General features: G+C 48.8%; 22 protein-coding genes. 8 read left to right on the plus strand and 14 right to left on the minus strand.

Annotated features, from left to right (window positions below):
* Positions 1-25 precede the first annotated feature (25 nt).
* Entirely contained in the window at positions 26-871 is an 846-nt protein-coding gene (locus MAQ5080_RS00910) for a sulfurtransferase (protein ID WP_067204154.1), read from the minus strand.
* A 107-nt stretch (positions 872-978) separates the two neighbouring features.
* On the opposite strand from MAQ5080_RS00910, the gene MAQ5080_RS00915 reads away from it, so the two are divergent.
* On the plus strand, positions 979-1,737 hold the full coding sequence (locus tag MAQ5080_RS00915) for a TlyA family RNA methyltransferase (protein WP_067204157.1): 759 nt from the start codon (positions 979-981) through the stop codon (positions 1,735-1,737).
* Here MAQ5080_RS00915 and MAQ5080_RS00920 read toward each other — a convergent pair whose 3' ends face one another.
* From MAQ5080_RS00920 to MAQ5080_RS00940, 5 genes are all read right to left on the minus strand, one after another.
* Positions 1,738-3,120 carry an MATE family efflux transporter gene (locus MAQ5080_RS00920; RefSeq protein ID WP_067204160.1) on the minus strand — a complete coding sequence of 461 codons (1,383 nt, stop codon included), beginning with the start codon at positions 3,118-3,120 and terminating at the stop codon, positions 1,738-1,740.
* Between the two features lie 122 nt (positions 3,121-3,242).
* Entirely contained in the window at positions 3,243-5,675 is a 2,433-nt protein-coding gene (gene lon, locus MAQ5080_RS00925) for an endopeptidase La (RefSeq protein WP_067204164.1), read from the minus strand.
* 148 nt (positions 5,676-5,823) lie between these two features.
* Entirely contained in the window at positions 5,824-6,444 is a 621-nt protein-coding gene (locus MAQ5080_RS00930; RefSeq protein ID WP_067204167.1) for a LysE family translocator, read from the minus strand.
* A gap of 1 nt (position 6,445) precedes the next feature.
* Positions 6,446-7,093, minus strand: a complete 648-nt coding sequence (locus MAQ5080_RS00935) for a TetR/AcrR family transcriptional regulator (protein WP_067204170.1) — start codon at positions 7,091-7,093, stop codon at positions 6,446-6,448.
* 282 nt (positions 7,094-7,375) lie between these two features.
* The gene (locus MAQ5080_RS00940) at positions 7,376-8,509 is read right to left on the minus strand and encodes a GGDEF domain-containing protein (protein ID WP_067204172.1); all 1,134 of its coding nucleotides are present in this window, start codon (positions 8,507-8,509) and stop codon (positions 7,376-7,378) included.
* Positions 8,510-8,612: 103 nt separating this feature from the next.
* Here MAQ5080_RS00940 and MAQ5080_RS00945 point away from each other — a divergent pair, with 103 nt between their 5' ends.
* The 3 genes from MAQ5080_RS00945 (at position 8,613) to MAQ5080_RS00955 (ending at position 12,735) form a co-directional block, all read left to right on the plus strand.
* The gene (locus MAQ5080_RS00945; RefSeq protein WP_067204176.1) at positions 8,613-9,593 is read left to right on the plus strand and encodes a glutathione S-transferase family protein; all 981 of its coding nucleotides are present in this window, start codon (positions 8,613-8,615) and stop codon (positions 9,591-9,593) included.
* 173 nt (positions 9,594-9,766) lie between these two features.
* The gene (locus tag MAQ5080_RS00950) at positions 9,767-10,666 is read left to right on the plus strand and encodes a glucosaminidase domain-containing protein (protein ID WP_067204178.1); all 900 of its coding nucleotides are present in this window, start codon (positions 9,767-9,769) and stop codon (positions 10,664-10,666) included.
* A 152-nt stretch (positions 10,667-10,818) separates the two neighbouring features.
* The gene (locus MAQ5080_RS00955; RefSeq protein ID WP_067204181.1) at positions 10,819-12,735 is read left to right on the plus strand and encodes a beta-ketoacyl synthase; all 1,917 of its coding nucleotides are present in this window, start codon (positions 10,819-10,821) and stop codon (positions 12,733-12,735) included.
* Between the two features lie 18 nt (positions 12,736-12,753).
* Here MAQ5080_RS00955 and MAQ5080_RS00960 read toward each other — a convergent pair whose 3' ends face one another.
* The gene (locus tag MAQ5080_RS00960; RefSeq protein WP_067204184.1) at positions 12,754-13,644 is read right to left on the minus strand and encodes a LysR family transcriptional regulator; all 891 of its coding nucleotides are present in this window, start codon (positions 13,642-13,644) and stop codon (positions 12,754-12,756) included.
* Between the two features lie 141 nt (positions 13,645-13,785).
* Between MAQ5080_RS00960 and MAQ5080_RS00965 the strand changes: the two genes are divergently transcribed.
* Complete coding sequence (locus tag MAQ5080_RS00965; RefSeq protein ID WP_067204188.1) at positions 13,786-14,328, plus strand: YceI family protein; 543 nt, start codon at positions 13,786-13,788, stop codon at positions 14,326-14,328.
* Positions 14,329-14,340: 12 nt separating this feature from the next.
* Complete coding sequence (locus MAQ5080_RS00970) at positions 14,341-15,189, plus strand: hypothetical protein (protein WP_067204192.1); 849 nt, start codon at positions 14,341-14,343, stop codon at positions 15,187-15,189.
* Positions 15,190-15,216: 27 nt separating this feature from the next.
* Here MAQ5080_RS00970 and MAQ5080_RS00975 read toward each other — a convergent pair whose 3' ends face one another.
* The 4 genes from MAQ5080_RS00975 to MAQ5080_RS00990 form a co-directional block, all read right to left on the minus strand.
* On the minus strand, positions 15,217-15,615 hold the full coding sequence (locus MAQ5080_RS00975) for a hypothetical protein (RefSeq protein WP_067204195.1): 399 nt from the start codon (positions 15,613-15,615) through the stop codon (positions 15,217-15,219).
* Between the two features lie 32 nt (positions 15,616-15,647).
* Positions 15,648-16,535: a sugar nucleotide-binding protein gene (locus MAQ5080_RS00980; RefSeq protein ID WP_067204198.1), complete on the minus strand. Its 888-nt coding sequence runs from the start codon at positions 16,533-16,535 to the stop codon at positions 15,648-15,650.
* Positions 16,532-17,308, minus strand: coding sequence for a TatD family hydrolase (locus MAQ5080_RS00985; RefSeq protein WP_067204202.1), 777 nt, complete (start codon positions 17,306-17,308; stop codon positions 16,532-16,534). Before MAQ5080_RS00985 ends, MAQ5080_RS00980 begins: the two co-directional genes overlap by 4 nt.
* A 110-nt stretch (positions 17,309-17,418) precedes the next feature.
* Positions 17,419-18,969, minus strand: coding sequence for a phosphoenolpyruvate carboxykinase (locus tag MAQ5080_RS00990; protein WP_067204205.1), 1,551 nt, complete (start codon positions 18,967-18,969; stop codon positions 17,419-17,421).
* A gap of 498 nt (positions 18,970-19,467) precedes the next feature.
* Here MAQ5080_RS00990 and gnd point away from each other — a divergent pair, with 498 nt between their 5' ends.
* A complete protein-coding gene (gene gnd / locus MAQ5080_RS00995) occupies positions 19,468-20,994 on the plus strand; it encodes an NADP-dependent phosphogluconate dehydrogenase (protein WP_067204209.1) in 1,527 nt (508 codons plus the stop codon).
* A gap of 95 nt (positions 20,995-21,089) precedes the next feature.
* Here gnd and MAQ5080_RS01000 read toward each other — a convergent pair whose 3' ends face one another.
* Positions 21,090-21,818: an RNA methyltransferase gene (locus tag MAQ5080_RS01000; RefSeq protein WP_067204212.1), complete on the minus strand. Its 729-nt coding sequence runs from the start codon at positions 21,816-21,818 to the stop codon at positions 21,090-21,092.
* A gap of 264 nt (positions 21,819-22,082) precedes the next feature.
* On the opposite strand from MAQ5080_RS01000, the gene MAQ5080_RS01005 reads away from it, so the two are divergent.
* Positions 22,083-22,874, plus strand: a complete 792-nt coding sequence (locus MAQ5080_RS01005; protein WP_067204216.1) for an inositol monophosphatase family protein — start codon at positions 22,083-22,085, stop codon at positions 22,872-22,874.
* 81 nt (positions 22,875-22,955) lie between these two features.
* Here the strand turns inward: MAQ5080_RS01005 and galU are convergent, their stop codons facing one another.
* Together galU and MAQ5080_RS01015 are read right to left on the minus strand one after the other, a co-directional pair.
* Complete coding sequence (gene galU / locus MAQ5080_RS01010; protein ID WP_067204219.1) at positions 22,956-23,786, minus strand: UTP--glucose-1-phosphate uridylyltransferase GalU; 831 nt, start codon at positions 23,784-23,786, stop codon at positions 22,956-22,958.
* A gap of 419 nt (positions 23,787-24,205) precedes the next feature.
* Positions 24,206-25,489 carry an MFS transporter gene (locus MAQ5080_RS01015; RefSeq protein ID WP_067204222.1) on the minus strand — a complete coding sequence of 428 codons (1,284 nt, stop codon included), beginning with the start codon at positions 25,487-25,489 and terminating at the stop codon, positions 24,206-24,208.
* Positions 25,490-25,511 lie beyond the last annotated feature (22 nt).

A 25,511-nucleotide genomic window follows, 5' to 3' on the forward strand; every position in this document is an offset into this window, starting at 1 on the left:
ACAAAGATAACAACTCTATGACGGTCTAAACGTTTGCCTCATCTAATTTACGCAGCATGCGTTTGGCCCACTGACTCCAAGAGCCCACGTACACATGTTTGGCTTCTAGGCCGGCATAATTCATCGCTAATACGTTATGACAAGCGGTCACCCCCGAGCCACAGTAATAGACAATTGGCTTTTCAAGATCCTGTAGCAAGCCACTCCACTCATCCAGCAGCAACGCGGGCGCTTTCATCATGCCTTGCTCGTTTAGGTTGTGCATAAAAGGACGGTTCATAGCGCCTGGAATGTGCCCCGCCACCGGATCCATGGTTTCGTTTTCCCCTTGAAAGCGATCCGCTGCGCGGGCATCTAACAGTTGGAAACGCTCTGCTTCAAAATTTGCCACCACGTCATCTTCAGAGACCAACCATGGGTAACTGATATTCAAGCGCTGTGTGCTCGGCGTAGGAGTATTTTCCCCCGCCTCAATCAGGTATCCAGCCCGTTGCCACGCAGGGAAACCGCCGTCTAACACATACACTTCAATGCCTTGCTGCACCAACATCCACCAAGCACGGGCCGCCATGGCGCCGCCCATATCATCGTACACCACCACTTGGCTGTTGTTATCAATGCCAAGAGCCATCAAGGTGTCCGCCAACTGCTCAGGCTCTGGCAATGGATGGCGTCCCGTCTGCTCTGTTTCATGGCCCGCTAACTGATGGTGTAAATCCACAAACACAGCCCCAGGGATGTGGCCTAACTCATATACCTGACGACCTTTTTCTAAATCCGTCAGGTAGAAGCGACTGTCCAGAATGAGCAAATCTTTTTGCTCCAGCATCTCATGCAGCTGTGCAACAGAAATCAGTGTCGGCAAAGCCATGAAGGGTCTCCTTAATCAAGCGGGTATGGTCAACAATTGATAATAGCCTACTGCGAATCGCTGGCTTTTGCTATGATGCCCGCGCATTGACTTAAGAAAGCCCAATTATGAAACGTATCGATCAACTTCTTACCGAACAACAACTGTGTAAATCTCGTTCCCAGGCGCAAACCTTTATTAGCCAAGGCAAGGTTTCAATTCACGACAAAGGCCAATGGCAAGTCGTGGCCAAGCCTAGCCTAAAAGTCGCCGAGGATATTGAGATCAAATTAGAGTTGGACGAAGACGATCGCTATGTATCACGCGGGGCATTAAAGCTGGCTGGCGCATTGGCTTCGTCCGGATTAAGCCTACAAGGCTTTACCGTATTGGATGTCGGTCAATCGACTGGCGGTTTTACTGACTGTGCTTTGCAACATGGCGCCAGTAAGGTCGTCGGTGTCGAAGTCGGTCATGACCAGCTGGATGTTCGACTACGCGAACGGGATGATGTGATCTGCTTGGAAGGTTTGAATGCCCGTCATTTAAGCGCAGAGGATCTTGGTGAGCATTTACCGGAGAGGGGCTTTGATGCCGCAGTGATGGATGTGTCGTTTATTTCGCAAACCAAAATCTTACCGCAGCTGCCAAGTTTGATACGCTCACAAGGCTATTTGATCACCCTCGTCAAACCTCAGTTTGAGTTAGGCAAAGAGGCGATTGGCAAAGGTGGCATTGTGCGGGATCAGCTGAAAGTGAAACAGCTCGAGTTCGATATGAAGCAGCTGATCGAGCAGCTTGGCTTTAGTGTCATCAGCTATGAGAAAAGTGCTATCAAAGGCGGCGATGGTAACCAAGAATTCGTACTCTTTGCCCAGCGCCACTGATTAACGATTGGGGCATGCTTGCTGTGATAAAGAAGAGTCGCTCACCGCTTGCTCTTCTTTCACTTCTAATTCCTTTAGATAACGGCGAGCCATGACAAAGCCAATACAGCCGAAAATCACCGAGCCAACCGCCTGCCCAAAAATAATCCCGTCCGCTCCCATCAGCCAACCAAACAATACGATCAATGGCCAGGTGCCAATGGTCGCTCGTCCAAAGTTCAACAAGGTACTGTTGAGCGGCTTACCAAGATTGTTAAACACTGCGATGGCAATAAATAATAAGCTTTGAAAGAAGAAGCTAAAGGAGCCATAGGTGGCGAAAAAATGAATCAAGCTGGCCGTTTCTTCCGTGGCGTGAAAGATCGCGACCAAAAAATCCTGTGCCAGATACAAGGCAGAACACAACAGCACACTGTAGATCAGAGCATAGACCACGGCACTGGTCATGGCATTGTGCATGCGCTGAAACTGACGCGCACCATAGTTTTGCGCTAAGACAGGCCCCACTGCACCGGACAAGGCAAACAGACCACCAAACACCACCGGAATCACACGACCGACAATGGCCACTCCCGCTACGGCATGATCACCAAATTCCGCTGCGTAAGCCATCACGATGGCATTCGCCAACGGAGATGACATATTGGTCAGCATGGCTGGCACCGCGATCAATGCGATCGGCTTCAAGTCTTTGAAGCATTCCGCACCATCAAACGCCCCCAGCATACGGTGCATTTTCACCACCCCATAATAGCTCACCGCCACCATGGAAAAGCGCGCCAATAACGAGGCAATGGCCGCACCGTGAATGCCTAAGCCAAACACAAAGATTAAAATGGGGTCCAGTACCGCATTCACCACACTGCACACCAGCGTGGCGTACATGGCGCGGCGCGCATCCCCTAAGGCACGCATAATGCCTGAGGCGATCATACCGATCATCACGGCTGGCATCCCCAATAGCAGAATCTGTAGATACCCAGTGGCGAGGTCTAAGGTGCGAAAGTTAGCGCCTAAAAAGAATAATACTTCAGGAATACGTGGCCATAAGAACCACACCACGGCACTGGAAAATAACACTCCGATGGCTAACACATTGGTCGCACGCCGCTTAGCGAGTTCAAAGTTACCTTCGCCAATCGCTCGCGCCACTAACGCGGTCGCCGCAATCGATACCGCGATGCTGATGGAAACCGTGAAAAACATCACTGTGCTGGCAAAGCCGACCGCCGCGACAATTTCACGTTCGCCAAGCATTGAGAGAAACAGCATATCGACCAAGTCCACCAGAAACATCGCCATCAATCCTAGTGCGCCGGTAAACGACATAATGGAGACGTGTTTAAAGGTTGAACCTTGAGTCAATGTTGCCTGCTTCGGCATGCCTACCCTCGAAGAAAGAACGAAGCGCAATGCGCTGATAGAAAAAAGCCGAACCTTGTCAGGTTCGGCTTAGCTATTATCTCACCTTTTCGCAGGTGATAGAACGCAGCAATGTGGAGTTTTTAGTGAATGCCACGGTCAGATTTCGCAAACACAATTTTTTCTACGTCAGCAAAACGTTCAGCAAAATGCACCGTCATATCGGCTTTGACAGAGTCTGGTAATTCCTCAAAGTCACGGCGGTTGGCTTCAGGCAGGATCACTTCGTTGATCTTACTGCGCTTTGCCGCAATGATCTTCTCGCGAATACCGCCCACTGGAAGCACCTGGCCAGTCAGCGTTAACTCCCCCGTCATCGCCAAGGGGCGCTGTACCGGCTCTCCTTTGGCCAGCGACATTAATGCCGTCGCCATGGTGATGCCCGCACTAGGGCCGTCTTTTGGTGTGGCCCCCTCCGGCACATGTAAGTGAATCATGCATTTATCAAAGAACTCAGCATTCTTCTGGTAGCTCTTGGTGTGTGACAACACGTAGGAGTAAGCAATCTCAGCCGACTCTTTCATCACATCCCCAAGTTTACCGGTCAGCTTCAATCCACGACTCAACTCGTGCACCTTGTTGGCTTCGACGGGCAAGGTTGCACCACCCATGGAAGTCCAGGCAAGGCCTGTGACGACACCCACACCGCGCAGCGTCTTCTCGTTACGGAAGTAAGGCATGCCAAGGAAGGTCTCAACGTCTTTGACGCCGACATTGATACTCTCCTTATCACCCGTCATCAATTGAACCACGCACTTACGGAGAATTTTCTGCAACAGTTTATCAAGACCACGGACCCCCGCTTCACGGGCGTAAGATTCGATAATGTATTTGAGCGCTGCATCGGTAATGTTCAGCTGCTTCTTCAGTAGCTTATTTTTCTTCAGCAGTTTCGGCCACAAATGCTGCTTCGCAATCGCCAATTTCTCTTCGCCGATGTAGCCCGATAGGCGAATCACATCCATACGGTCCAACAAAGGTGCCGGAATGGTATCCAATTGGTTCGCGGTGCAGACAAACAAGGCCTTGGATAAATCCACGCGCATATCGAGATAGTGGTCCAAGAACTCCACATTTTGCTCAGGGTCCAGCGCCTCCAGCAAGGCAGAGGCAGGATCGCCATGGAAGGAGGAGCCAATCTTGTCGATCTCATCGAGCATGATTACAGGGTTTTCCACTTCCACATCTTTCAACGCTTGCACAAACTTACCCGGCAAAGCACCGATATAGGTTCGACGATGGCCCTTGATCTCGGACTCATCACGCATACCACCCAAACTAAAGCGGTAAAATTGACGATCTAAGGCTTCGGCTATGGACTTACCGATGGAGGTTTTACCCACCCCTGGTGGTCCCACCAACAACATAATGGAGCCGCCCATTTCTTGACGGTGCGCGCCCAATGCGAGGAACTCAACAATGCGATCTTTGACATCGCCAAGGCCTGCGTGATGCTGTTCTAACACTTCACGGGCTTTATTGATGTCTAGGTTATCTTTGGAATGCACGCCCCAAGGAATAGCAGTTGCCCAATCCAGATAATTGCGCGTAACGCCGTATTCAGGCGAGCCCGACTCTAGGATGCTCAGCTTATGCAGTTCTTCTTCGATTTTTTTCAGCGCCGCTTCTGGCACGGTTTTATTCGCCAGACGCTCCTCAAACATCTCCACATCAGAGGTGCGATCATCCTTAGAAATACCCAGCTCTTTTTGGATCACCTTCAGCTGCTCACGTAAAAAGAACTCACGCTGATGCTTGCTGATCTTCTCGTTCACTTCTTCGCTGATTTCATTTTGCAGGCGCGCAATTTCAAGCTCTTTACGCAGTAGCGTCAAAGATGAATGCAAGCGTGGCAGGATCGGCAGGGTCGCCAATACATCGTATAGCTCGTGGGGCTCTGCGGAGGTGATTGAGGCAGCAAAGTCTGCCAACAAGCCAGGTTCGTTAAACGAAAAACGTCCTAGATATTGGCGTAGATCTTCGCTAAAGAGCGGATTTAAACGGATCAGTTCTTTGATCGCATCAAGGATCGCAATCGAGTAGGCCTTGGACTCATCGTCTCGCAGCGTTGAGTCACTAATATAGCGCACACGAGCGCGGTAAGGCGCTTCCGTACTGAGCCACTCCACCACCTCAATACGCTTTAACCCCTGGGCTAGAAAGGTAATTTTGTCATCGGTTTTCTCGGCACGATGGGTTTTCGCGACACAACCAATTTGTGAGAACGTCTCTACTTTCGGGGCCCCAGGGCCCAGACGTTCAGCATAAATCAAACCGACTACGGCTTGGGGTTGATCAGCGATGTATTCTAAGGTGTCTTCCCAAGGCTCCGCGTCCACCATGACCGGCTGTACTTGTGCTGGAAAGAACGGGCGGCTCGACACCGGCAGGATGTAAAGGGTGTCGGGTAAAACATCATCAGGTAAAGCGAGTGCACGCGGGTCACTAATGGACACTTCATCGGTATCAACAACATTATCTTCAGATGGATCTAAATACTTTTCGTCGTCACTCATAAGTCTCTATCTCTCTTGGAGCCGCTCAAAAAACGGTTAAGGAACAATAAAAACTTATGTAGTGGCGTTTAGCAAAATTACAATCCACAAAATGTGATGCACGTCTCTGTCCTTGATCTTTGCATCACTTTTGCGAGCGACTTAGGGCTTAACCGCGCAGGGCAAGAAACGCTCCAGCACCGGCCATCAAACCACCAGCGCCGCGATTCATACGCTTCACCGCGCGGGCTGATGTCATTAAACGACGCGCTTGTGAAGCACTGTAGGAGATCAAGGTAAGACCTAGCATTAATGCCACAAAGGCTAGGCCTGCAGCCAATACAATGTCATTCCCTTGTAAGGCGGTCACGTCCATAAAAGTTGGTAAAAAGGCGATATAGAACAACACCACTTTGGGATTAGAAGAAGAAATTAAAAAGCCCTGCAGCGCAGCGCCCCACCCCTGTTTACGGCTATTTTCCGCCGTTTCATCTGTATCCAAAGAGATTGGTGCGCACCACATTTTCCAACCTAGGTAGAGCAAATAGGCCGCGCCAATGTAGCGAATCGCGATAAAAACAACTTCCCATTGCTGGGCAATGGCCGCCAAGCCAAAACAGGCCATGACTAAATAGACGATGTCACCACAGGCCATGCCCGCCGACAACGGCAGGGTTTTCATCACCCCATGGGAAATACTCTTGGCTAGGATGGCAAACACCCCAGGCCCTGGGGTAATGCCAAAAATAAAGATGGCAATAAAGAAGGTAACTGCACTTTCTAAGGTCATATTATGCCTCCTCAACACCACAGCTTAATAACACCATACGGGTGACGAACTGTTTCGCTTCGTCAAAATCTGACTCGTCCAGCTCATCTTTCTGCAGCAAAATTTTCACCTGCGCATCGAAGTCGGCGTAGGTCTGGGTCATGGCCCAGATGGTAATAAACAAATGCTCCACCGCCACCGGTTTCATCAAGCCTTGCGCGACCCATGTATCAATCGTCTGCTTCTCTTTTTGCAACTCATCGACAAAGTAACGGCGCAGGAACTCCAGCACAAAAGGCTCTTCACCAATCAACGCCATAGCAAAGACTTTTGACGCATTAGGGTTGAGACGGGACTGATCCAACTTTTCACTGATGTAGCGGGTTAAATTATGACGCGGGCCCGTCTCCACATTAAATTGACTGACCGAGTCCAGCCATAGCTGAAGGATGCTCTCAAGCACGGCTTCGAGTAAGTCTTTTTTCGAGCGGTAATAGTAATGAATGTTGGCTTTCGGCAAGCCTGCTTCATTTGCGATCATCTGGGTAGTGGTCTTAGCTAAGCCTTGTCGCGCAAAAACACGTTCCGCTGTAGAAAGAATCAACGCCTGATTCTGCGCTCGGATATGACTTTTCAACTGATTTTTTGAGCGTTTAGGGGTTTCTGACACGATCGCCTCGATAGCAAAGTAGAAAATTAAAGACGTACGAATTATAAGGGGAAAACGCAGGCGTTACATTAAAAATGGGGAGCAATGCTCCCCGTTCCCCTCACAACAGTTAGGTGCTAGGCGGACACCTAGAGTGCTGTTGTACCACGTTGGCTCAGTTTCATCACAACGAAACACCGCTGTGCTTAGGACGATGCCCTGTAGAAATCTGAATATTCGGTCAGAATACACCCTATTATTTGGCAGCACAAGAGAAAACTGACCGATCGATCAATATCTACATTAGGCCGCTAGCACGACTCGATTTCGGCCTTTCTTTTTGGCTTGATAAAGCGCTTGGTCCGCCCGCTTGATCACCTCACTGGGAGCATCACTGGTTTGCCCCAGAGCCAAACCAATACTCACGGTGACCGATACGGTTTTTTCTTTGGTTTCGGTGGAGACATCCAATTGCTCGGCCTGCACGTCTTCACGAATCTGATCTAACAAGGCTTGCGCATGCTCGACACCACGCCCTTTGAACAGTAAGGTGAACTCCTCACCACCGTAACGGTAAATGGCCGCACTATTGCCATAACGCTGCATCACACGTGCAACTTGCTTTAACACATCATCGCCTTTGGCATGACCATAGCTATCGTTAAATTTTTTAAAATGATCCACATCGAGCATGGCAATGGCATAGTGACGCGGTAAGGCTAACATGGCTTCATTCAAGGCTCGGCGGCTAGGTAACTGAGTCAACTCATCGCGGTAGGCCATACGATGACTCTCCGCCACCACAAACCATACCCACACTAGGATCTGAGCGCTGCGCACGGCCGACTCCTGATGCGCACTGAAGGTCATACACTCGACCAACAACAAGGTCACTAAGCTCACCAACACTGCGGTCGAGAAGCCATCCGCCTTGCGCCACCAGGTGATCAGGCTCAACAGCGAGGTCAAAGCAATCATCAACCAGCACAGCAACGCCGACAGCGATATCTGCAACAAAGGCACATTCACTGCCAAAAAATTAAAGTTGATGACATTCTTTTCATAGCTCACGCTCCACGCCACCAACATGCCCAGAAACAGAATGCGGTTAAACACAAAGCGGTTAAAGAAGCCACGCTCACGCAACACCAGCAATAACCCCAGGCCAATGGCTGCAACCGTGGTAAAGCTACTGGGCAAGGATTCATTTTCCACATAAGGATAAAACGCAGGCAGTAAGATCAGACCACCGGCCAGCAGCACTTTGCCACGGTTAAAATGCCACGCCATAAACACCATGACCGACGCCAACACATACGGCAGCCATGGCAATAGGTCCAACGCTAACGACGGCAGCACACGGGTATAAACACTGGCAAATAAGCCGGCCAGTAAGATAAAAAGAGGGATCAGGAGAGAGCCTGTTCTTTGCGGCATTCGTAAACCTATCGAACCAATCGATCAAAACAAATCAATATCTTGCCCCGAAAGCCGAACATTTTCATTAATAATTAAGCAAAACTATCAACAAGAGATCATTATGGGACTTTTAATAGACGGCAAATGGCATGATCAGTGGTATGACACTAAAGCCACTCAGGGTAAATTCGTGCGTTCACAATCGCAATTTCGTAATTGGATCGTATCGCCAGACCAGTTCGACGCGAACGATGCAACACATTTTCCAGCCGAGTCAGGACGTTACCACCTATATGTTTCATTAGCATGTCCATGGGCCCATCGCACATTGATTTTCCGCCATTTAAAGCAACTGGAACCGCATATCAGTGTCAGCTGCGTTCATCCACACATGCTGGAAAACGGTTGGGAGTTTAAAAACGAGCAAGGTTTTGCAGACTCTCAGGTGCCAAGTGGCGATCCTTTGCACGACTTCCAGTTTGCTCACCAACTCTACACCCATGCGAATTCCGAGTACTCCGGTCGAGTCACTGTGCCGATTTTATGGGACAAACAACAGCATACGATTGTTTCCAATGAGTCGGCCGATATCATTCGCATGCTCAATAGCGCCTTTGATCATCTCACTGGCAATCAAGACGATTTCTACCCAGAGGCGCTGCACGATGAGATTCATGCCCTAAACGAACGTATTTACGACACGGTCAACAATGGCGTCTACAAGGCCGGCTTTGCCACCACCCAAGCCGCCTACGAAGAAGCCCTCTATCCGTTATTTGAGTCGTTAGAGTTTCTCGAGCAACGCTTGGCCAACGCCAGCTACCTCACAGGCGAACAGGTCACGGAAGCCGACTGGCGTTTGTTCACCACTCTGATTCGTTTTGATGCGGTGTATCACGGCCACTTTAAATGCAACCTTAAACGCATTGTCGATTACCCCAACCTGAGCACTTACCTCGAGCGTTTGTACAATACACAGCAAGTTGCTGCGACCGTTAATCTGGAACACATCAAGCAGCACTACTATTACAGTCATGATACCATCAACCCAACACGGGTCGTGCCGGCAGGACCAAAGACGCTTTTTCGCCCTGAAATTTAAGGATAAATTTAGGGAAAGTTGAGTACTTTTTGACAATATTCAAACTATCGGCTATCAAATTCTCTGTTTTTTTCAGATAATGACCTGCTCATATATTGAACTTTCAAAACGAGCATCAGGTTTACCTGCTGCTCGTTTTGCATATAAACGCGCTAATAAAACGATGGTTGAATATGGAACGTAAGTTACTTTGGGTTATCTCGAGTATCGTGATCTTGATTTTATGGTTCAAAATTGAACCCCAAGATACTCAACAAGCAGACACAAATCTTGCCAGCTCTGAGCCAGTTCAAGGGGAACCTCCGGCTCAGAAACGTACGCAAAGTTCGCGTGAAGCCAATGTGTCTAAGGAAGAGCAAGAATATTTCCAAAGCCACCCAATTGATGGCTCTCGACCAGACTTTGCCGCCATCAGTGATGTGCAAGAACGTAAGGCGGTCTTCTTTGACTTCCTGATGCCTTTTGTCACTGAAAAGAATGACTTACTGCTAAAAGATCGTGCTCGCATTGAAGCCATCCTTAACAGTCCAGAGCCGCCATCACGGGAAGACAAAACTTGGATTGCAGCGCTTCGTAACATCCATAAACTGCGTAAATTGGGCGTCTACACCCATGAAGACATTGCGGTTTTACTGCGCTATGTGGATGTGATCCCAGCCTCACTGGTGTTGGCACAAGCCGCCAATGAGTCGGCCTGGGGAACCTCGCGCTTTGCCCTAGAAGGCAACAATTACTTCGGCCAGTGGTGTTTCACCCCAGGCTGCGGCTTGGTACCCAATGCTCGTGGTGAAGAACAAGATCACGAAGTGCGTAAATTTAGCGATGCCCGCGAATCCGTATTTGCCTACATTGATAACTTGAACAGCAACTCTGCCTACAAAGAGCTGCGCTCGATCCGCGCACAGCTGCGCAAAGAAGGCGAAGCCATCACTGGCTTGGCTCTGGTACACGGCTTAGAGAATTACTCGCAACGTGGCCAAGACTACATCGATGAAATCGAAAGTCTGATTGATTACAACGAATTATGGCGTTTCAATGTGCACACCGACGAAGCGACTTATAATAACGAGTAAACAAATGACGAAAACCTAGGGTTTCGCTCATTTGTTCTGCCGAACTCCGTGTTTTGCAGGAAAATTCGCTCTGTATAGGGTGGCGGTGAATCACCCCCATCCTTTACAATACCAAGCGTTAATATCCAAAATTATAAATCGAGGACATTCCTTTGGCCCGTTTACCTGTTATTGTTGGCTTTGGCGGAATCAATTCGGCTGGACGTACATCCTTTCATCAGGCTTATCGCCGAATCATTTTTGACCTACTTCCCCAAACCATTCAGCAGGAGGTTCTACTCGACCTCGCGACCATCACCAACATTGCTGAATACCAAAACGGCGCTTGGCTTACGCAAGACGGCGAAGCTCTCGATGCAGACACGCTGATCGACACCTTTGGTGAAGACATTCTGGCGCGCACCTTGATCCGCCGCATTCACCCAAGCTTATTCGATGTCGACAACGTGGTGATCCACAAGAATTCAGCTTTATCCCCCGTGTCTGAGGGTGAAAAACTAAGCTTTAGCGTTAAAACACGCTCACTTCCCGACAATATTCCGGCTAACTGGCAAGTCAAAGAAGTGTCTAAAACGCACAGCGAAATCACTGTGGATGGCACACTTGAAACCTTTATCAAGGATTCCAAGTCACTGACTGTGAAAGCAGCAGGTCAATTACCAACGGGGTTTGACCCATCGAAACTGTACCAAAGCCGTAACCATCCGCGCGGTTTGCAGATGACTGTCTACGGTGCTTCCGATGCCATTTTAAGCAGTGGCTTGGATTGGGATAAAGTTCGCAACCAAGTGGCACCCGACCAAGTCGCGGTGTACGCAGCCAACTCAATAGGCCAAATGGATGACCTAGGTTTTGGCGGCATGCTGAAGTCAGCACTGATGGGAAAACGCACTACCTCTAAGCACTTACCGCTTGGTTACGCGCAAATGCCAGCAGACTTTGTCAACGCATACATTCTCGGTTCCGTCGGCAATGTTGGCACCTCTATCGGCGCCTGCGCGACCTACTTCTTCAACCTTGAACGTGCGGTAGAAGCCATCAAAGCGGGCAAGATTCGCGTTGCTATGGTGGGTGGCAGTGATGCGCCGATCACACCAGAAATTATTGAAGGCTTCCGCACCATGGGTGCCCTAGCGGAAGATCAGGCTCTTTTAGCGCTTGATCAGCTGGAGAACCAAAAAGAGCCAGACCACACACGCAGCTGCCGACCATTCGCGCAGAACTGTGGCTTTACCATCGGCGAATCGAGCCAGTGGACACTATTAATGGACGATGAGCTTGCCCTAGAAGTCGGCGCCACCATTCATGGTTCGATCCCAGCGGTATACGCTTACGCCGATGGCTACAAAAAATCCATCTCAGCGCCAGGTGTGGGTAACTATCTCACTATGAGCAAGGCGATGGCGTACTTGAAGAACATCATTGGTTTGGATGGCCTAAAAGACCGTACTTTCATTCAAGCACACGGTACCAGCACACCGCAAAACCGTGTCACTGAATCCCACGTCTTAAGCCAAGCTGCAACCAGCTTCGGTGCTACAGATATCCCTGTAACGGCGATGAAAGCTTACCTTGGTCACTCACAAGGTACCGCTGGCGGTGACCAACTGCACCTTTCCCTTGGTGTTTGGGAGCACGGTATTCTGCCAGGCATTGTGACGTCACCTGCGGTGGCAGATGATGTTTACACGGACGGTTTAAAGATTCAGCTGAAACACGAAGAGTACGGCAAAGAACACTTCGAAGCGGCCCTATTGAACTCAAAAGGCTTTGGTGGCAACAACGCGACGGCAGTATTGCTATCACCCAAGAAGTCTCTAGAAATGCTGAAGAAGCGCTACTCTGCGGAGCAATTGGCCGCTTATGAAGAGAAAAATAGCGCTATCAAAGACGCCGCGGAAGCTTATAACCAAGCCATGGTTCGAGGCGAAATTGAGCCTATCTATCGCTTCGGTCATAACGTGCTAGGCGGTGAAGAGTTAGACATCAGCGACACTAAGATCAGCCTACCTGGCTACCACCTGCCAGTGGATCTTAATGTCGATAACGACTTCGACGACCTCGTTTAAGCACCACACAATCCCCAGCTAGGCTGGGGATTGTAGCTTTTCTAGCAAGAAATCAATCAACAAACGCACCTTCTTCGGCTGCAGTTTACGCTCGGCATAGACCGCATAAAACTGCCCAGTAAAGGTTTCGTATTCATCGAACAGCGACACCAACTCACCACTCTCAAGATAGCGCTCCACGAGAAAGTCTGGCTGCATAATAATGCCCGCTCCGGCCACAGCTAAGCGAGTTAAGGCACTGCCATTATTGGCCATCAAAGCACCATGGACGCTGACGTCGAACGCTTCTTCCGAGGAGTTAAAGCTCCACTTGTTCGCGTAAGGCGCATTGGTATAAATCAAGCAGTCGTGTTGCATCAGGTCCGTTGGATGTTGTGGCACGCCTTTGCGTTCTAGGTACATTGGCGACACACATACATAGCCACGCATGGTACACAGCGGTCGCGCAATAAATTGATCGCCACCTAGATCCCCACCACGCACTGCCAAATCAATCCCAGATTCCGTTAAATCGACACGCTTGTCGCTGAAATCGACCTCTAAGGTGATGTCAGGGTAAAGCTGCGAAAACTCATTAAGAATAGGCACCATATGACTCAAACCAAAGTCCATTGGCACACTTAAGCGCAAGTGACCTTTCGGCTGCTGGGTTAAATCCCCGAGCTCACCTTCCGCTTCTTCTATCGCTTCAAGGATGTTGATGCAATGTTGGTAATACAATTTTCCCGCATGGGTAACGCTGATATTACGGGTATTACGATGCAGCAACTTTGCTCCAAGGTCGTCTTCTAAAGCGTTGATATAACGCGTCACCATAGGCCGTGAAATGTCCAATGACTCACTGGCGACCTTAAAGCTTTCCGCTTCATAGACTCGACAGAACACCTTCATTGCCTGCAGCTTATCCATTCTTTAACCCTTTCAAAAAAGTTCCGCTAAAATTATTCAGTAATCCGAAATAGTGAATTGTATTCGCGTGTAATTATGTATTCTTAGAACATGATTATACTAGTGCCATCTTGTTAATCACATATCCTTTTTGGAGGTCTTATGAAAGCTTTACTACTTACTTCTGCCGCCGTGCTTGTTTCTACTAGCGCTATCGCTGCCGATTACCAAGTCGACCCAGCTCACTCGTTCGTGACATTTGAAGTGGGTCACCTAGGCGTAAGCACGACCGCAGGTCGCTTCAATGAATTTGAAGGTTCTTTTAACCTAGCAGAAGACAGCCAATCTGGCAGCGCTGAATTCACCATTCAAGCCGCGAGTGTGGACACTAACCACGAAGCGCGCGATAAACACCTACGTAGCCCGGACTTCCTAGACGTAAAACAATTCCCAACCATCACTTTCAAAAGCACCTCTTTTGACGGTGAAGAACTGAAAGGTGATCTCACTATTCACGGTATCACTAAACCAGTGAGCTTCGATGTTGAAAAGATCGGTGAAGGCAGTGATCCATGGGGTGGCTACCGTGCAGGTTTTGAAGCAAGCACCACCATCAAGCGCAGTGAGTTTGGCGTCTCTTACTTTATTCCTGGCGTGACCGATGAAACGGAAATCGAAGTCTTCATCGAAGGCATCCGCCAGTAATTAGGAGTTCACATGTACGAGGAAGCAGGTAACTCGAACCTACTCATGCTACTTAACACAGCGGTTTACCCATTTTTGGCGGCGGCTGTGATCACTTTAACCGGTAAGTTTAGTGCCCGCCTAAGCCTGTTAGGGCTTGCGGCAGGCTTCCTCGTCGCCTTAAGCCTGATTCATACAGGCTTAAGCTTTCCGCCGAGCAAAGCCCTAGATTTCCTTACCATCAGTACTTTACTCGGTGTTGCCATCAGTGGGTTACGCACCCTGAAATTAGGCTTTAAAACACGTAATGCTGCAGGCTTTATCGCCCTAGCCGTGAGTTTCTATTTACTGCTTAATCCGGTACTTCAACACCAATCACAATGGCTTAGTCTAAGCTGGTCTGTGCTCAGCGCCGCATTGGTGCTGGTGTTATTTGGCTTACAAAAAAGTACCGCCACGGCTCAGCATTCCCATGCCTCGATGGCGTCTTTGGCAGTGATTGCCGCGGCGTCGGCACCTGTCGTATCGATTGGCGGAAGTTTGTTAATCGGTCAGTTGCTGGGCGGCTTTGCCGCGAGTGTCGCAGGATTTGTCTTGGTGCAGCGCTTTGTCTGCAAAGCAAGTAGCCTAAACGGGTTATTGCTCGGATCCTTCATCTTGGCAGGCTTACTGGCACAGGCTCATGTCTTAGCCGATTTGCCGATTGCGACCATGTTGATCGCTTACCTTGCCATTTTGGTCAACGTCATCAGTAACTTGTTGATGAAGGAAGATGGCAAGATCAGCAGTACCATCGTAAATCTGATCCCTCAGATACTGATCAGCGGCATCATTGCTGGTGTCTCACTTTGGTCAGTGTGGCCAGAAAGCAGCTTGTATTAAGCTGCTTTTCTGCTTTTCTCAAATATCCTAGCCTTTAAAAATCGAGCGGCTGGCACGCCAAAACGGCAAGATGCAGCCCGCAATCAAGCAGCTAATAAAACCAAACGATAACAAGTACCCTATCCCCATATGTGACATATCAACAAACATACTCATAAAGTAGATGTTTGGAATCACCACAAATAACCAACTGCTGACCGTTAATACAAAACGATCAAAGCTAGAACGTAGGTTCGTTTTGGCCAATAACCAAGCACTGAAATAGGTGTATACAAACAGCGCTACAGCAAAACCGATCATGCTCGCAACGGACACTCCGTAAAACACCCGGCTCTGCTGTGCAACGTCTGCAGGCGCGGCTGAATACCAGACCGCCCCAACTAACAGCTGCAATGAATAGACCAACAAAATTGCTTTGAAGTTCACCTGTTAACCACCTTTAGCTTTTGTTAACCACCTCAATTCGATGGCAGGTTATACATATCTCGAATCAGCGCTCTTAGCACTGGGCGCCAAGAGCGCTGTTTGATCCCATAATGGCCAAAGATCTTACGACACGACAACGACTGCCGCTTGATCTCAGTGGCCATTTCTAATGCGTTGGCCGTATCGCCCATATGCTCTAAAACACTTTGCGCTTTCTGATCGAATTGGCTGGCAGTGGTCAGTACCGCTTCCACCAAGCCCATCCAACTAATTTCCTCTGAGCAGCAATAGTGATACACACCGGTATTGAGCGCGCCGTAATGACGCTGCTTAACCACCGAAAGCAAAACACGCGCCACATCCGATACCGGTGTCGGACAACCAATCGCCGTATCATGAAACTCAATCGGCGCGCCGGAACGCACCAAGTTAATCGTGTTGGCAATAAAGTCATCTTGCGCACCACTGAACAACCAGCCGGTACGCAACACAATGTGCTTATCTGCGGCGAGGACTTTTTGCTCAGCCTCCATCAAGCGACGAGCAAAGCGACTGCGCGCATCAGGCTCATCGGTCTCTAGATAAGAAGATTCTTTCTCGCCTAAAAATACCTGCACCCCACTGAGCATGTAAAACTGCGGGCAAGTGTCACGCTGTATTAACGCCCCCAACAATTCTAAATACTGGTCATAGTCATTCTGCGAAGCGCTGCGTAAAGAGTAAGCATCAATGATGGCATCGCAATATTGCTGATCCAGCACCGATGAAGACACCTGACTCAACACCTCATGACAAGGTACTTCTAACCAGTCAAAATCATAATCATTGTCGTAATATTGGCGAATAGCGCGACCGAGCTCAGTGTCACTTCCTAACAGCACCACTCGCACCGGTGCATTGATATTTTCTTGAACTGTCAATTTTTAACCTTATGCCAATTCGGCAACACTCGTTGTAAGTTAGCGCTGGTATGGTGCGCAATCTCTAACACAGACTGCTGACGCAATTCTGATACCGTATGCGCAATATCTAATATTCGCAAAGGGCTGTTCGCTTGCCCTTGATAGCCACAAACAGGCATATCAGGGGAGTCCGTTTCCAACACATAGTCACTGTCACTTAACGCTTGCAACACACGCCGCGCTTTTTGCGCCCTAGGGTAAGTGACCGTTCCGCCGATCCCCAACACAAAGCCTAAATCAAGAAAGCGCTTGGCTTGCTCTAAACTGCCATTGAAAGCATGCACGATTCCCCCATGGGTAAACCTGCTTTGGCGCAACAGTTTGAGTAAATCATCCTCACTTTTTCGGGCATGCAAAATAACCGGCAATGCCTGCTCAGTGGCGATGGCAAGCTGCGCTACAAACACCTCTTGTTGCAGCTGATAGTCCGGCAAGTTCGGCCATTTATCCAGACCAATTTCCCCGACTGCTACCACGGTATACTGCGCCAACAAGCTTGCTAATTGCTGTAAATCGCTGGCTTGGTAGCTCTGTAAAAAATACGGATGTAAACCAAGGGCCACTTTGATAGCACTGTATTCATGTTGCAAAGCCAGCACCCCTGCCCATGACTCAGAGGTCGTTCCGGGTACAAGAAAAGCGTCGATCCCCGCCGCTTGGCTCTGAGTAATCAGATCCGCTAACGCGTCGAATACAGGGAAATCAAGATGGCAGTGACTGTCGATAAACATGCACAAAGATTACATGATCGAACCAGAACACTCTAGCAAGAAGATAGGTAGGAATGTAAAAAAGCCGCGCAATTGGCGCGGCCTTTTTGTAAAGCTCAGTCAAGCTAAGATTATAGCTTAGGACCAGCGTTCACAATTTCTTCAGAGACGGTTTCAAACTTCTTAAAGTTCTCCACGAATTGCGCGATCAAACCTTTCGCTTGTTCGTCGTAGGCGGCTTTGTCTTGCCAAGTATCACGTGGATTCAACAACACACTATCCACACCTTCTACTTGAGTCGGAACGTCTACATTTAATTGCTCTAAATGCGTCGTCTCAACGTTTGCTAGCGCACCAGACTGGATGGCAGCAATCACTGCACGCGTCGTTGGAATGCTAAAGCGTTTACCACCTTTACCGTGCGCACCACCCGTCCAGCCAGTGTTCACTAGGTAAACCTTGCTACCAAACTCTTCGATACGCTTGATCAAAAGATCTGCGTAAACGTCAGCAGAGCGTGGGAAGAATGGCGCCCCAAAACAAGTAGAGAAAGTAGACTTGATGCCAGAACCAGCGCCCATCTCTGTAGAGCCAACTAGCGCTGTGTAACCACTTAGGAAATGGTACGCCGCCGCTTCTTTACTTAGGATCGACACCGGTGGCAATACACCCGTTAAATCACAGGTTAAAAAGATCACCGCGTTGGGTTCACCGGCACGGTTATGCTCAGAACGCTTATCAACACTTGTTAGCGGGTAACCAGCACGGCCGTTTTGTGTCAAAGAGGTATCGGTGTAATCCGCATGACGCTCATCATCTAGCACCACGTTTTCCAGCACGGTTCCGAATTTGATCGCTTTCCAAATCACCGGCTCATTCTTTTCAGAAAGGTCGATGGTTTTCGCGTAACAGCCACCTTCGATATTGAACACAGTACCGCGGCCCCAACCATGCTCGTCATCACCGATCAGGAAGCGAGACTCATCAGCAGACAAGGTCGTTTTACCGGTACCAGATAGACCGAAGAACAGAGTAACGTCGCCTTCACTACCGACGTTGGCAGCACAGTGCATGGGGAGCACCTCTTGCGCCGGCAATAGGTAGTTTTGTACTGAGAACATGGCTTTCTTCATTTCACCGGCATAACGCATACCAGCAATCAGCACTTTTCGCTCTTTGAAGTTTAGAATGACACAACCGTCAGAGTTAGTGCCATCGCGCTCAGGCAGACATTCGAAAGACGGTACGTTTAGGACCTGCCATTCATCGCGGGCCCCTGGGTTGTATGTCTCTGGCAGAATAAATAGGTTACGGCCAAATAGATGTTGCCAAGCGGTTTCGGTGCGCATTTGTACCGGAATGTAGTACTCATCGCCGGCCCCCACATGCACATCAGACAAGTAAGATTGTTTCGCATCAAGGAAGGCTTCAACTCGATTCCAAAGCGGTGCGAATTTTTCTTCTGGGAATGGGCGGTTTACTGGACCCCAGTGAATCGTATGCTTAGTTGACTCTTCTTCAACGATAAAACGATCCATAGGAGATCGACCGGTACGCTCCCCCGTCTCGACGACTAAAGCGCCCGTATCAGCCAGAACACCTTCACCGTCAGCCAGTGCATTTTCTACCAGTTGAGCGGCATTTAAGTTACGTAGGATTAGGTCATTAATTTCATTGTTCATACTCTATGGTCCTCTGAACAAAAGGTTACATATTGTTTTTAATTATTATTTTTGAGGTAAATCTATAGTAACAAACGAATCTAAAAAAACATATTGATATAACAAAGTGTTATTTTATTTCACCTCAACAAACCAAAAGCGACACTTAAGGTGTTGATATAGTTAAGCTTTACATTTAAATAGGTGGTAGACAACTTAATATCCAAGCTGAAAGAATAAAATATTTATGAAAATAAATTACAGTTTTGTTTTTATATTACATCTATCTATAGCCTAAAGTTATATAACCTTCGATTTAACTATTTTTTAGAACTAACGACTATTTCATGATTTTTGCTCGAAATTGCAGGGATTCTCGACTAAAATCCCCTCCGAAATTATTAATTTCCACAATAATTCAACTTTTAACCTGCCCATAAGTCAGGCTTGAAAGCCCAGGTTCATGGTAGGATTCTTTCTAACCTTCCCCCTGTTCGAAACAAAGGTAGACCTAAAGCTATGCAAAACGTGAATCAGAGCTGCAACATCGGATTCGTTGGACTAGGTGTCATGGGTAAAAACTTGGCCCTTAACCTGGCCGACCACGGTTATCGCGTTGCGGGTTTTGATCTCGACAAAGATAAAGTGCAAGACGTGCTGGCCACAGAAGCCAAAGAACGTCCTGACTCCGTCGACGAAGCGAGAATCATTGGTTGTGACAACATTAAGCAAATGCTCGACATGCTGGTTAGCCCACGCGTTATTGTGGTTCTAGTGCCAGCGGGTAACCCAGTGGATGCGGTTTGCCAAAACTTAATTGAAGCAGGCTTAAATCCTGAAGACATCGTTGTAGATTGCGGCAACAGCCAATGGACGGACACTATTCGCCGAGAAAGCGAGTACAAAGATCAGTTTAAATTCTTTGGTACCGCGGTATCGGGTGGGGAAGTTGGTGCGCGTTTTGGTCCTTCTCTAATGCCTGGCGGTGACGCTGACTCATGGAAATACTTGCAGCCAATGTGGGAGTCTGTGGCCGCTAAAGTAGATGCCAACGGCAAACCAATCGAAACACGTACACCGGGTCAGCCAGTCAAAGAAGGCGAGCCTTGTACTGCATACTTAGGCCCTAACGGTGCCGGACATTACGTGAAGATGGTTCACAATGGTATCGAATACGCTGACATGCAGCTGATTTGTGAAGCCTACCACCTATTGCGTTCTCTACTAGGCTACGAGCCTGCTGAAATCGGCAAGCTGTTTGAAAAGTGGAACCAAGGCGTTCTCAACAGCTACCTAGTAGAAATCTCAGCCGACATCCTACAACAGTACGATGCTAAAACGGGCGCACCATTGGTCGATATGATCCTAGACAGTGCCGGCCAAAAAGGGACTGGTCGTTGGACTTCTATCAGTGCCACGCAAATGGGTGTTCCGGCAGGCATCATCAGCGAATCGGTTTACGCACGTGCCTTGTCAACACTGACAGCAGAACGTGAGAAAGCGTCTAGCTTCCTAACGGCTGACATTGATGTCTCTGAAATCGATGCCCAAGCGGTAGAACAAGCGATTGAAAACGCTCTGTACTGTGCCAAAATTTGTGCCTACGCGCAGGGTTTCCAATTGATGCGTGCCGCACAAGCGGAATACGACTGGGAACTGAACTTCATTGGCATCGCTAAGATCTGGCGTGGTGGTTGTATCATCCGTGCCTCTTTCCTACAAAAGATTGCTGATGCATTTGAGAAGAACCACGAGCTGGAAAACCTATTGCTAGACGAGTACTTCGCCAACGCGATGGCAGAGAAGCAAAAAGGTCTGCGTGATGCTGTGGTATTAGCAGCTCAATCTGGTATTCCAACACCATCTTTCTACTCTGCCCTAGCATACTTCGACGGTTACCGTTCTGAAGTACTGCCAGCAAACTTGCTGCAAGCACAGCGCGATTACTTCGGCGCACACACTTACGAGCGTGTAGATGCAGCACCAGGTGCGAAATTCCACACCCACTGGCAAGAAGAAAACCGCCCAGAGACCAAAGTTAAATAAGCTTTAGCCTCCGAGCAATAGCCCTACTAAAAAGCCCGTTTAGAGCAATCTAAACGGGCTTTTTGTTAACAGCATAAGAAAGCGTATTGCTCGGGCTATTCACCCTTAGGCTGCTGTCTCTCAATGGCCGTTAACATACCACGCAACATCCCCACTTCCTGCTGATCCAACTGTGAGCGTTGAAACAAACGACGGAAACGCGTCATCACCTGGCGCGGAGCCTTAGGATCAAGAAACTCTATATCGCCTAATACCTTTTCTAAATGGCCCAGCATATAGTCAAGTTGCTCAGAAGTCGCCGCTGGCACATCCCACTTACTCTTCACAATCGGGCCGTCTTGCAAGCTAAGCTCTTGCATACGCAGTTCGTAAGCAATCACTTGCACCGCCGCCGCCAAGTTCAGTGAGCTAAAGCCTTCCACTGAAGGAATGTGCACATGGTAATGGCAGCGTTGCAGCTCTTCATTGGTCAAACCACGGTCTTCACGGCCAAACACAAACGCGGTTTTTAACTGTTCGTTAAACACCAGATCCGCTGCCTGACGAGGGTCCACTAGCGGCCATGGAATATGGCGTTCACGGGCACTGGTCCCGATCGCCAACTGACAATCCGCGATCGCTTCCTCGAGCGTGGCCACGACTTTGGCATTGTCCAAAATATCCGTAGCCCCCGATGCACGACTGACCGCTTCATCGTGAGGAAATAGCTTTGGATCCACCAGCACTAACTCACTCAAGCCCATGTTTTTCATGGCGCGTGCGGCGCCGCCAATGTTGCCGGGATGGGAAGTATTCACCAGCACAATTTTAATATTTTGTTGCATATCGAACTCATACCAAGGGTCAGTGGAGCATTAAGCCACCATGGTATCAGAGAATTAAGAATTACCTAGTGTTTGAACAGAATTTAACCACATTTTCGCTAGCTTAGTGCGGGCTTTTGGGCTAGAATTCGCGCCCACTATATTGATGCACAATAAGCCGATGCTGGAACAGCATCACCGCATCGACCACGCTCTTTAACACTTTAACCGCAACGAACTGTCCACAAGACAGTAGCTGCCCTATTGATTCAAGATTGGTATCCCATGCAACCACGAATTAATGTCGCTATGAAAGCGGCTCGCGCTGCCGCAGACTTCATCATCCACGCGCAAGAAAAAATGCTTTTTGACAAAGAAGCAGGTCAAAACGCAGCAGAAGTTTATCAAAACGTTTGCACAGGCGCAGAGCGTAGTATCGTTCACCACCTAGAAAAAGCCTACCCAGCGGACAAGATCACGACACGTCTACAAGGTACGGTACAAGAAGGTTCAGAAGGCGAATGGATCGTCGATGCCATCCAAGGTCAGCACCTATTCACGCGCGGTCTTTCAGGTCACGCGATCACGATTAGCTACCTAGTTGCGGGTAAAGTTGAGCACGCTCTACTGGTTAACCCATCGACTCGTGACGAGTTTTACGCAAGTAAAGGCCGTGGCGCATACCTAAATAATTCCCGTATTCGTACTGGCGCTGCACGTTCTCTTGAGAACACAACGCTAGCGACTCAATTCCCTGGCACAGAAGCGACTATTGCCTACGCATCAGGTCAATTCAAAGTACTTGAAGAAGTAGCAAGCAAAGGCGCTCGCGTTGTCATGCAAGATGCCCCTGCGACTATGTTGGCAAACGTTGCGGCAGGTCGTCTAGATGCGGCATGGGGTCTTGAACTACGTGAGTGGGAAGTTCAAGCACCACTGTTCATCGCAAAAGAAGCAGGCTGCCTATTTGCAGGCTTCGACGGCGCACCAAACTACGAGACTGGCAATGTATTATGTGCCAACCCTCGTCTATTCAAATACTTGCTACCTATTCTAAACAAGCAACTGGGTGCATAAGCCAGCTGTTTGACTGAGTTCAAAGCAATAAAAAGGCCAGCTCGATGAGCTGGCCTTTTTGCGTTTAGATCAGGTACACACTTATTTAGCTTTGTAGATGTTCTCATAGCAGTAGTTAGTCGCTTCCACAAAGCCATCCACACTACCACAGTCAAAACGACGACCTTTGAATTTGTACGCTAGCACGCAACCTTCCTGAGCTTGACGTAGGATCGCATCAGTAATTTGTACTTCACCGTTAGCACCCGGTGGTGTTTCGCGGATCTTTTCAAAGATATCCGGTGTTAAGATGTAACGACCAATGATCGCCAAGTTTGACGGCGCATCTTCTTTCTTTGGCTTTTCCACCATGTTGGTGACGCGGAAAATATCATCACTGATCGACTCACCCGCAATGACACCGTACTTATGCACTTCGTCTTCTGGCACTTCTTGAATCGCCACAATAGAGCAGCGGAACTGTTTAAACAGTTTCACCATCTGCGCCATCACACCATCGTATTCACCACCGATACACAGGTCATCGGCAAGCACTACACCAAAGGCTTCATCACCGATCAACGGTTCACCCGTTAGAATTGCATGGCCCAAACCTTTCATCTCATGCTGACGGGTAAAAGAGAAGTTCACCTTATCAATGATGCTACGAATACCCGTTAGGTACTCTTCTTTTGCCGTACCGGCGATTTGATGCTCAAGCTCGTAACTGATATCAAAGTGGTCAGCAATAGAGCGCTTACCACGGCCAGTCACAAAAGTAATGTTCTCTAAGCCGGCTTCCACTGCTTCTTCAACACCGTATTGCACCAACGGTTTGTTTACGATCGGAAGCATTTCCTTTGGCATAGACTTAGTTGCTGGCAAGAAACGCGTGCCGTAACCCGCTACTGGGAATAAACATTTACGAATCATAATCCTTCCTTCTCTAAAGACTCACGGGGCGCCAATGTCATACCGCGCGGCCGCCCCAATTAAAACTAACACTGTTCGAGTGACACTTTGACTAACTTAACTTAAATACGCTAACACAAGGTTTTACTTAACACCCTTATGCCAAAAAACAGTGGCACTTGTCATGCCTAATGGTGAAAAAGAGCAGCACGCTGGTCACTCAAACACTACTCTTTCATTTGTACTCTAATTATCAAGCACAGAACGTGCCAGACCTCGCTATGTCGTCGGGCCTGTGACTCTATTCGCTCACCGCGTCAGAGGCCATCATACACGCTTCCTTTTAGCAAAGCGTAGCGCTGGCGGATAAAGTTCATGAGTTTTACAACTGGCTTACTTTGTCGCAACACCGCCCCCTTCCCTGACCGACCCACAGGTCGCTAAAGCTTAACTTCCACCTCATTCGATTCAGAGGCACTGGGGGTACTCGAATCCGCTTCTGACAACATCTCAGCCGCGACCACAGGCGACATGGCGATCCCCACATGCATATGATCCCCCTGCTGTTCCATCGTGATCGGCGCTTTGGCGCGTATGCGTGCCCATGCAAAGACGGCAATGGCGAGGTTCATAATCGCCAGCATGACAAACAAAGCGTCTAAATGGATAACATCCATCATCGCCGACGTCACAAGTGGTCCCAATACGCCACCGGCACCGTTCAAGAGAATCAAACCACTACTGGCCGACAACAGTTGTTCTGGACGCAAATGATCGTTCAAATGGGACGAAGACAAGGAATACATTGGGAAGGTAAACGCACCGATTAAGAACATCCCCACCAGCATCACCATCAGGCTGTTCATGCCATGCCCAAGCGGCACCACCAAGGCCGTGATGGCGGAAATAACGCCCACCCATAAAATCGTCACACGACGATCTTGGCTGTCAGAAAACTTACCAATGGGCCATTGCAGCAACATACCACCGATGTAGCTGGCGCCCATAAAGATGGAAATCTCCGCCACATCCAAACCAATACTTTTACCATATAAGGCCCCAAGGCCCAGCACAGCTCCCGAGGTTATGCCTGAGACAAAGGCCCCCGTCGCTCCCAGTGGCGCTGCCTTTACCAACCCATCTAGGTTCAACTTTTCCGGCACTTCGATGGTTGGTGACGGCGTGCGCACCAACAACAAAGGCACCAACGCCATAGAGATTAAAATAGAGGTTAAGATAAACAGGTCATAGCCACTCGGCGATGACACATTCAATAAGAACTGACCCAGAGTTTGGCTGGCCCAAATCTCGATAATATAAATGGAGAACAGACGCCCTCGAGTATTATTGGTGGCGATACCATTGAGCCAGCTTTCGGTGACAATAAACAAACCGGCATAACACAAGCCTGTGCCCATACGCATGGCCATCCAAAACCATGGATTGACCACCACAGACTGCATCAAGATAGTGATCGAAGCCAGCGATGCAACGGCGGCAAACACTCGAATATGACCAACGTTCTTGACCCAAATGGGCACCAAAATCGAGCCTAGGATAAAGCCGACATAGTAAGACGACATGATCAAACCTGTGGCCGTGGTGTTGAAGTCCTCGATGGATGCACGAATACCAATCAGTGAGCTTTGTAACGCACTGGCCATGGTAATAATGGCGACCCCAAACAATAGACTCCAAATCGGTAACAAGGTTTGTCTAAACACGAATCGCCACTCCTAGGATTCT

This window comes from Marinomonas aquimarina (genome assembly GCF_900089755.1).
GTDB classification, from domain to species: domain Bacteria; phylum Pseudomonadota; class Gammaproteobacteria; order Pseudomonadales; family Marinomonadaceae; genus Marinomonas; species Marinomonas aquimarina.

What these genes read in the sequence shown, in the direction of transcription:
- MAQ5080_RS00910 (WP_067204154.1), bottom strand. Translation starts at nt 871, where the DNA reads ATGGCTTTGCCGACACTGATTTCTGTTGCACAGCTGCATGAGATGCTG.
- MAQ5080_RS00915 (WP_067204157.1), top strand. Translation starts at nt 979, where the DNA reads ATGAAACGTATCGATCAACTTCTTACCGAACAACAACTGTGTAAATCT.
- MAQ5080_RS00920 (WP_067204160.1), bottom strand. Translation starts at nt 3,120, where the DNA reads ATGCCGAAGCAGGCAACATTGACTCAAGGTTCAACCTTTAAACACGTC.
- lon (WP_067204164.1), bottom strand. Translation starts at nt 5,675, where the DNA reads ATGAGTGACGACGAAAAGTATTTAGATCCATCTGAAGATAATGTTGTT.
- MAQ5080_RS00930 (WP_067204167.1), bottom strand. Translation starts at nt 6,444, where the DNA reads ATGACCTTAGAAAGTGCAGTTACCTTCTTTATTGCCATCTTTATTTTT.
- MAQ5080_RS00940 (WP_067204172.1), bottom strand. Translation starts at nt 8,509, where the DNA reads ATGCCGCAAAGAACAGGCTCTCTCCTGATCCCTCTTTTTATCTTACTG.
- MAQ5080_RS00945 (WP_067204176.1), top strand. Translation starts at nt 8,613, where the DNA reads ATGGGACTTTTAATAGACGGCAAATGGCATGATCAGTGGTATGACACT.
- MAQ5080_RS00950 (WP_067204178.1), top strand. Translation starts at nt 9,767, where the DNA reads ATGGAACGTAAGTTACTTTGGGTTATCTCGAGTATCGTGATCTTGATT.
- MAQ5080_RS00960 (WP_067204184.1), bottom strand. Translation starts at nt 13,644, where the DNA reads ATGGATAAGCTGCAGGCAATGAAGGTGTTCTGTCGAGTCTATGAAGCG.
- MAQ5080_RS00965 (WP_067204188.1), top strand. Translation starts at nt 13,786, where the DNA reads ATGAAAGCTTTACTACTTACTTCTGCCGCCGTGCTTGTTTCTACTAGC.
- MAQ5080_RS00970 (WP_067204192.1), top strand. Translation starts at nt 14,341, where the DNA reads ATGTACGAGGAAGCAGGTAACTCGAACCTACTCATGCTACTTAACACA.
- MAQ5080_RS00985 (WP_067204202.1), bottom strand. Translation starts at nt 17,308, where the DNA reads ATGTTTATCGACAGTCACTGCCATCTTGATTTCCCTGTATTCGACGCG.
- MAQ5080_RS00990 (WP_067204205.1), bottom strand. Translation starts at nt 18,969, where the DNA reads ATGAACAATGAAATTAATGACCTAATCCTACGTAACTTAAATGCCGCT.
- gnd (WP_067204209.1), top strand. Translation starts at nt 19,468, where the DNA reads ATGCAAAACGTGAATCAGAGCTGCAACATCGGATTCGTTGGACTAGGT.
- MAQ5080_RS01000 (WP_067204212.1), bottom strand. Translation starts at nt 21,818, where the DNA reads ATGCAACAAAATATTAAAATTGTGCTGGTGAATACTTCCCATCCCGGC.
- MAQ5080_RS01005 (WP_067204216.1), top strand. Translation starts at nt 22,083, where the DNA reads ATGCAACCACGAATTAATGTCGCTATGAAAGCGGCTCGCGCTGCCGCA.
- galU (WP_067204219.1), bottom strand. Translation starts at nt 23,786, where the DNA reads ATGATTCGTAAATGTTTATTCCCAGTAGCGGGTTACGGCACGCGTTTC.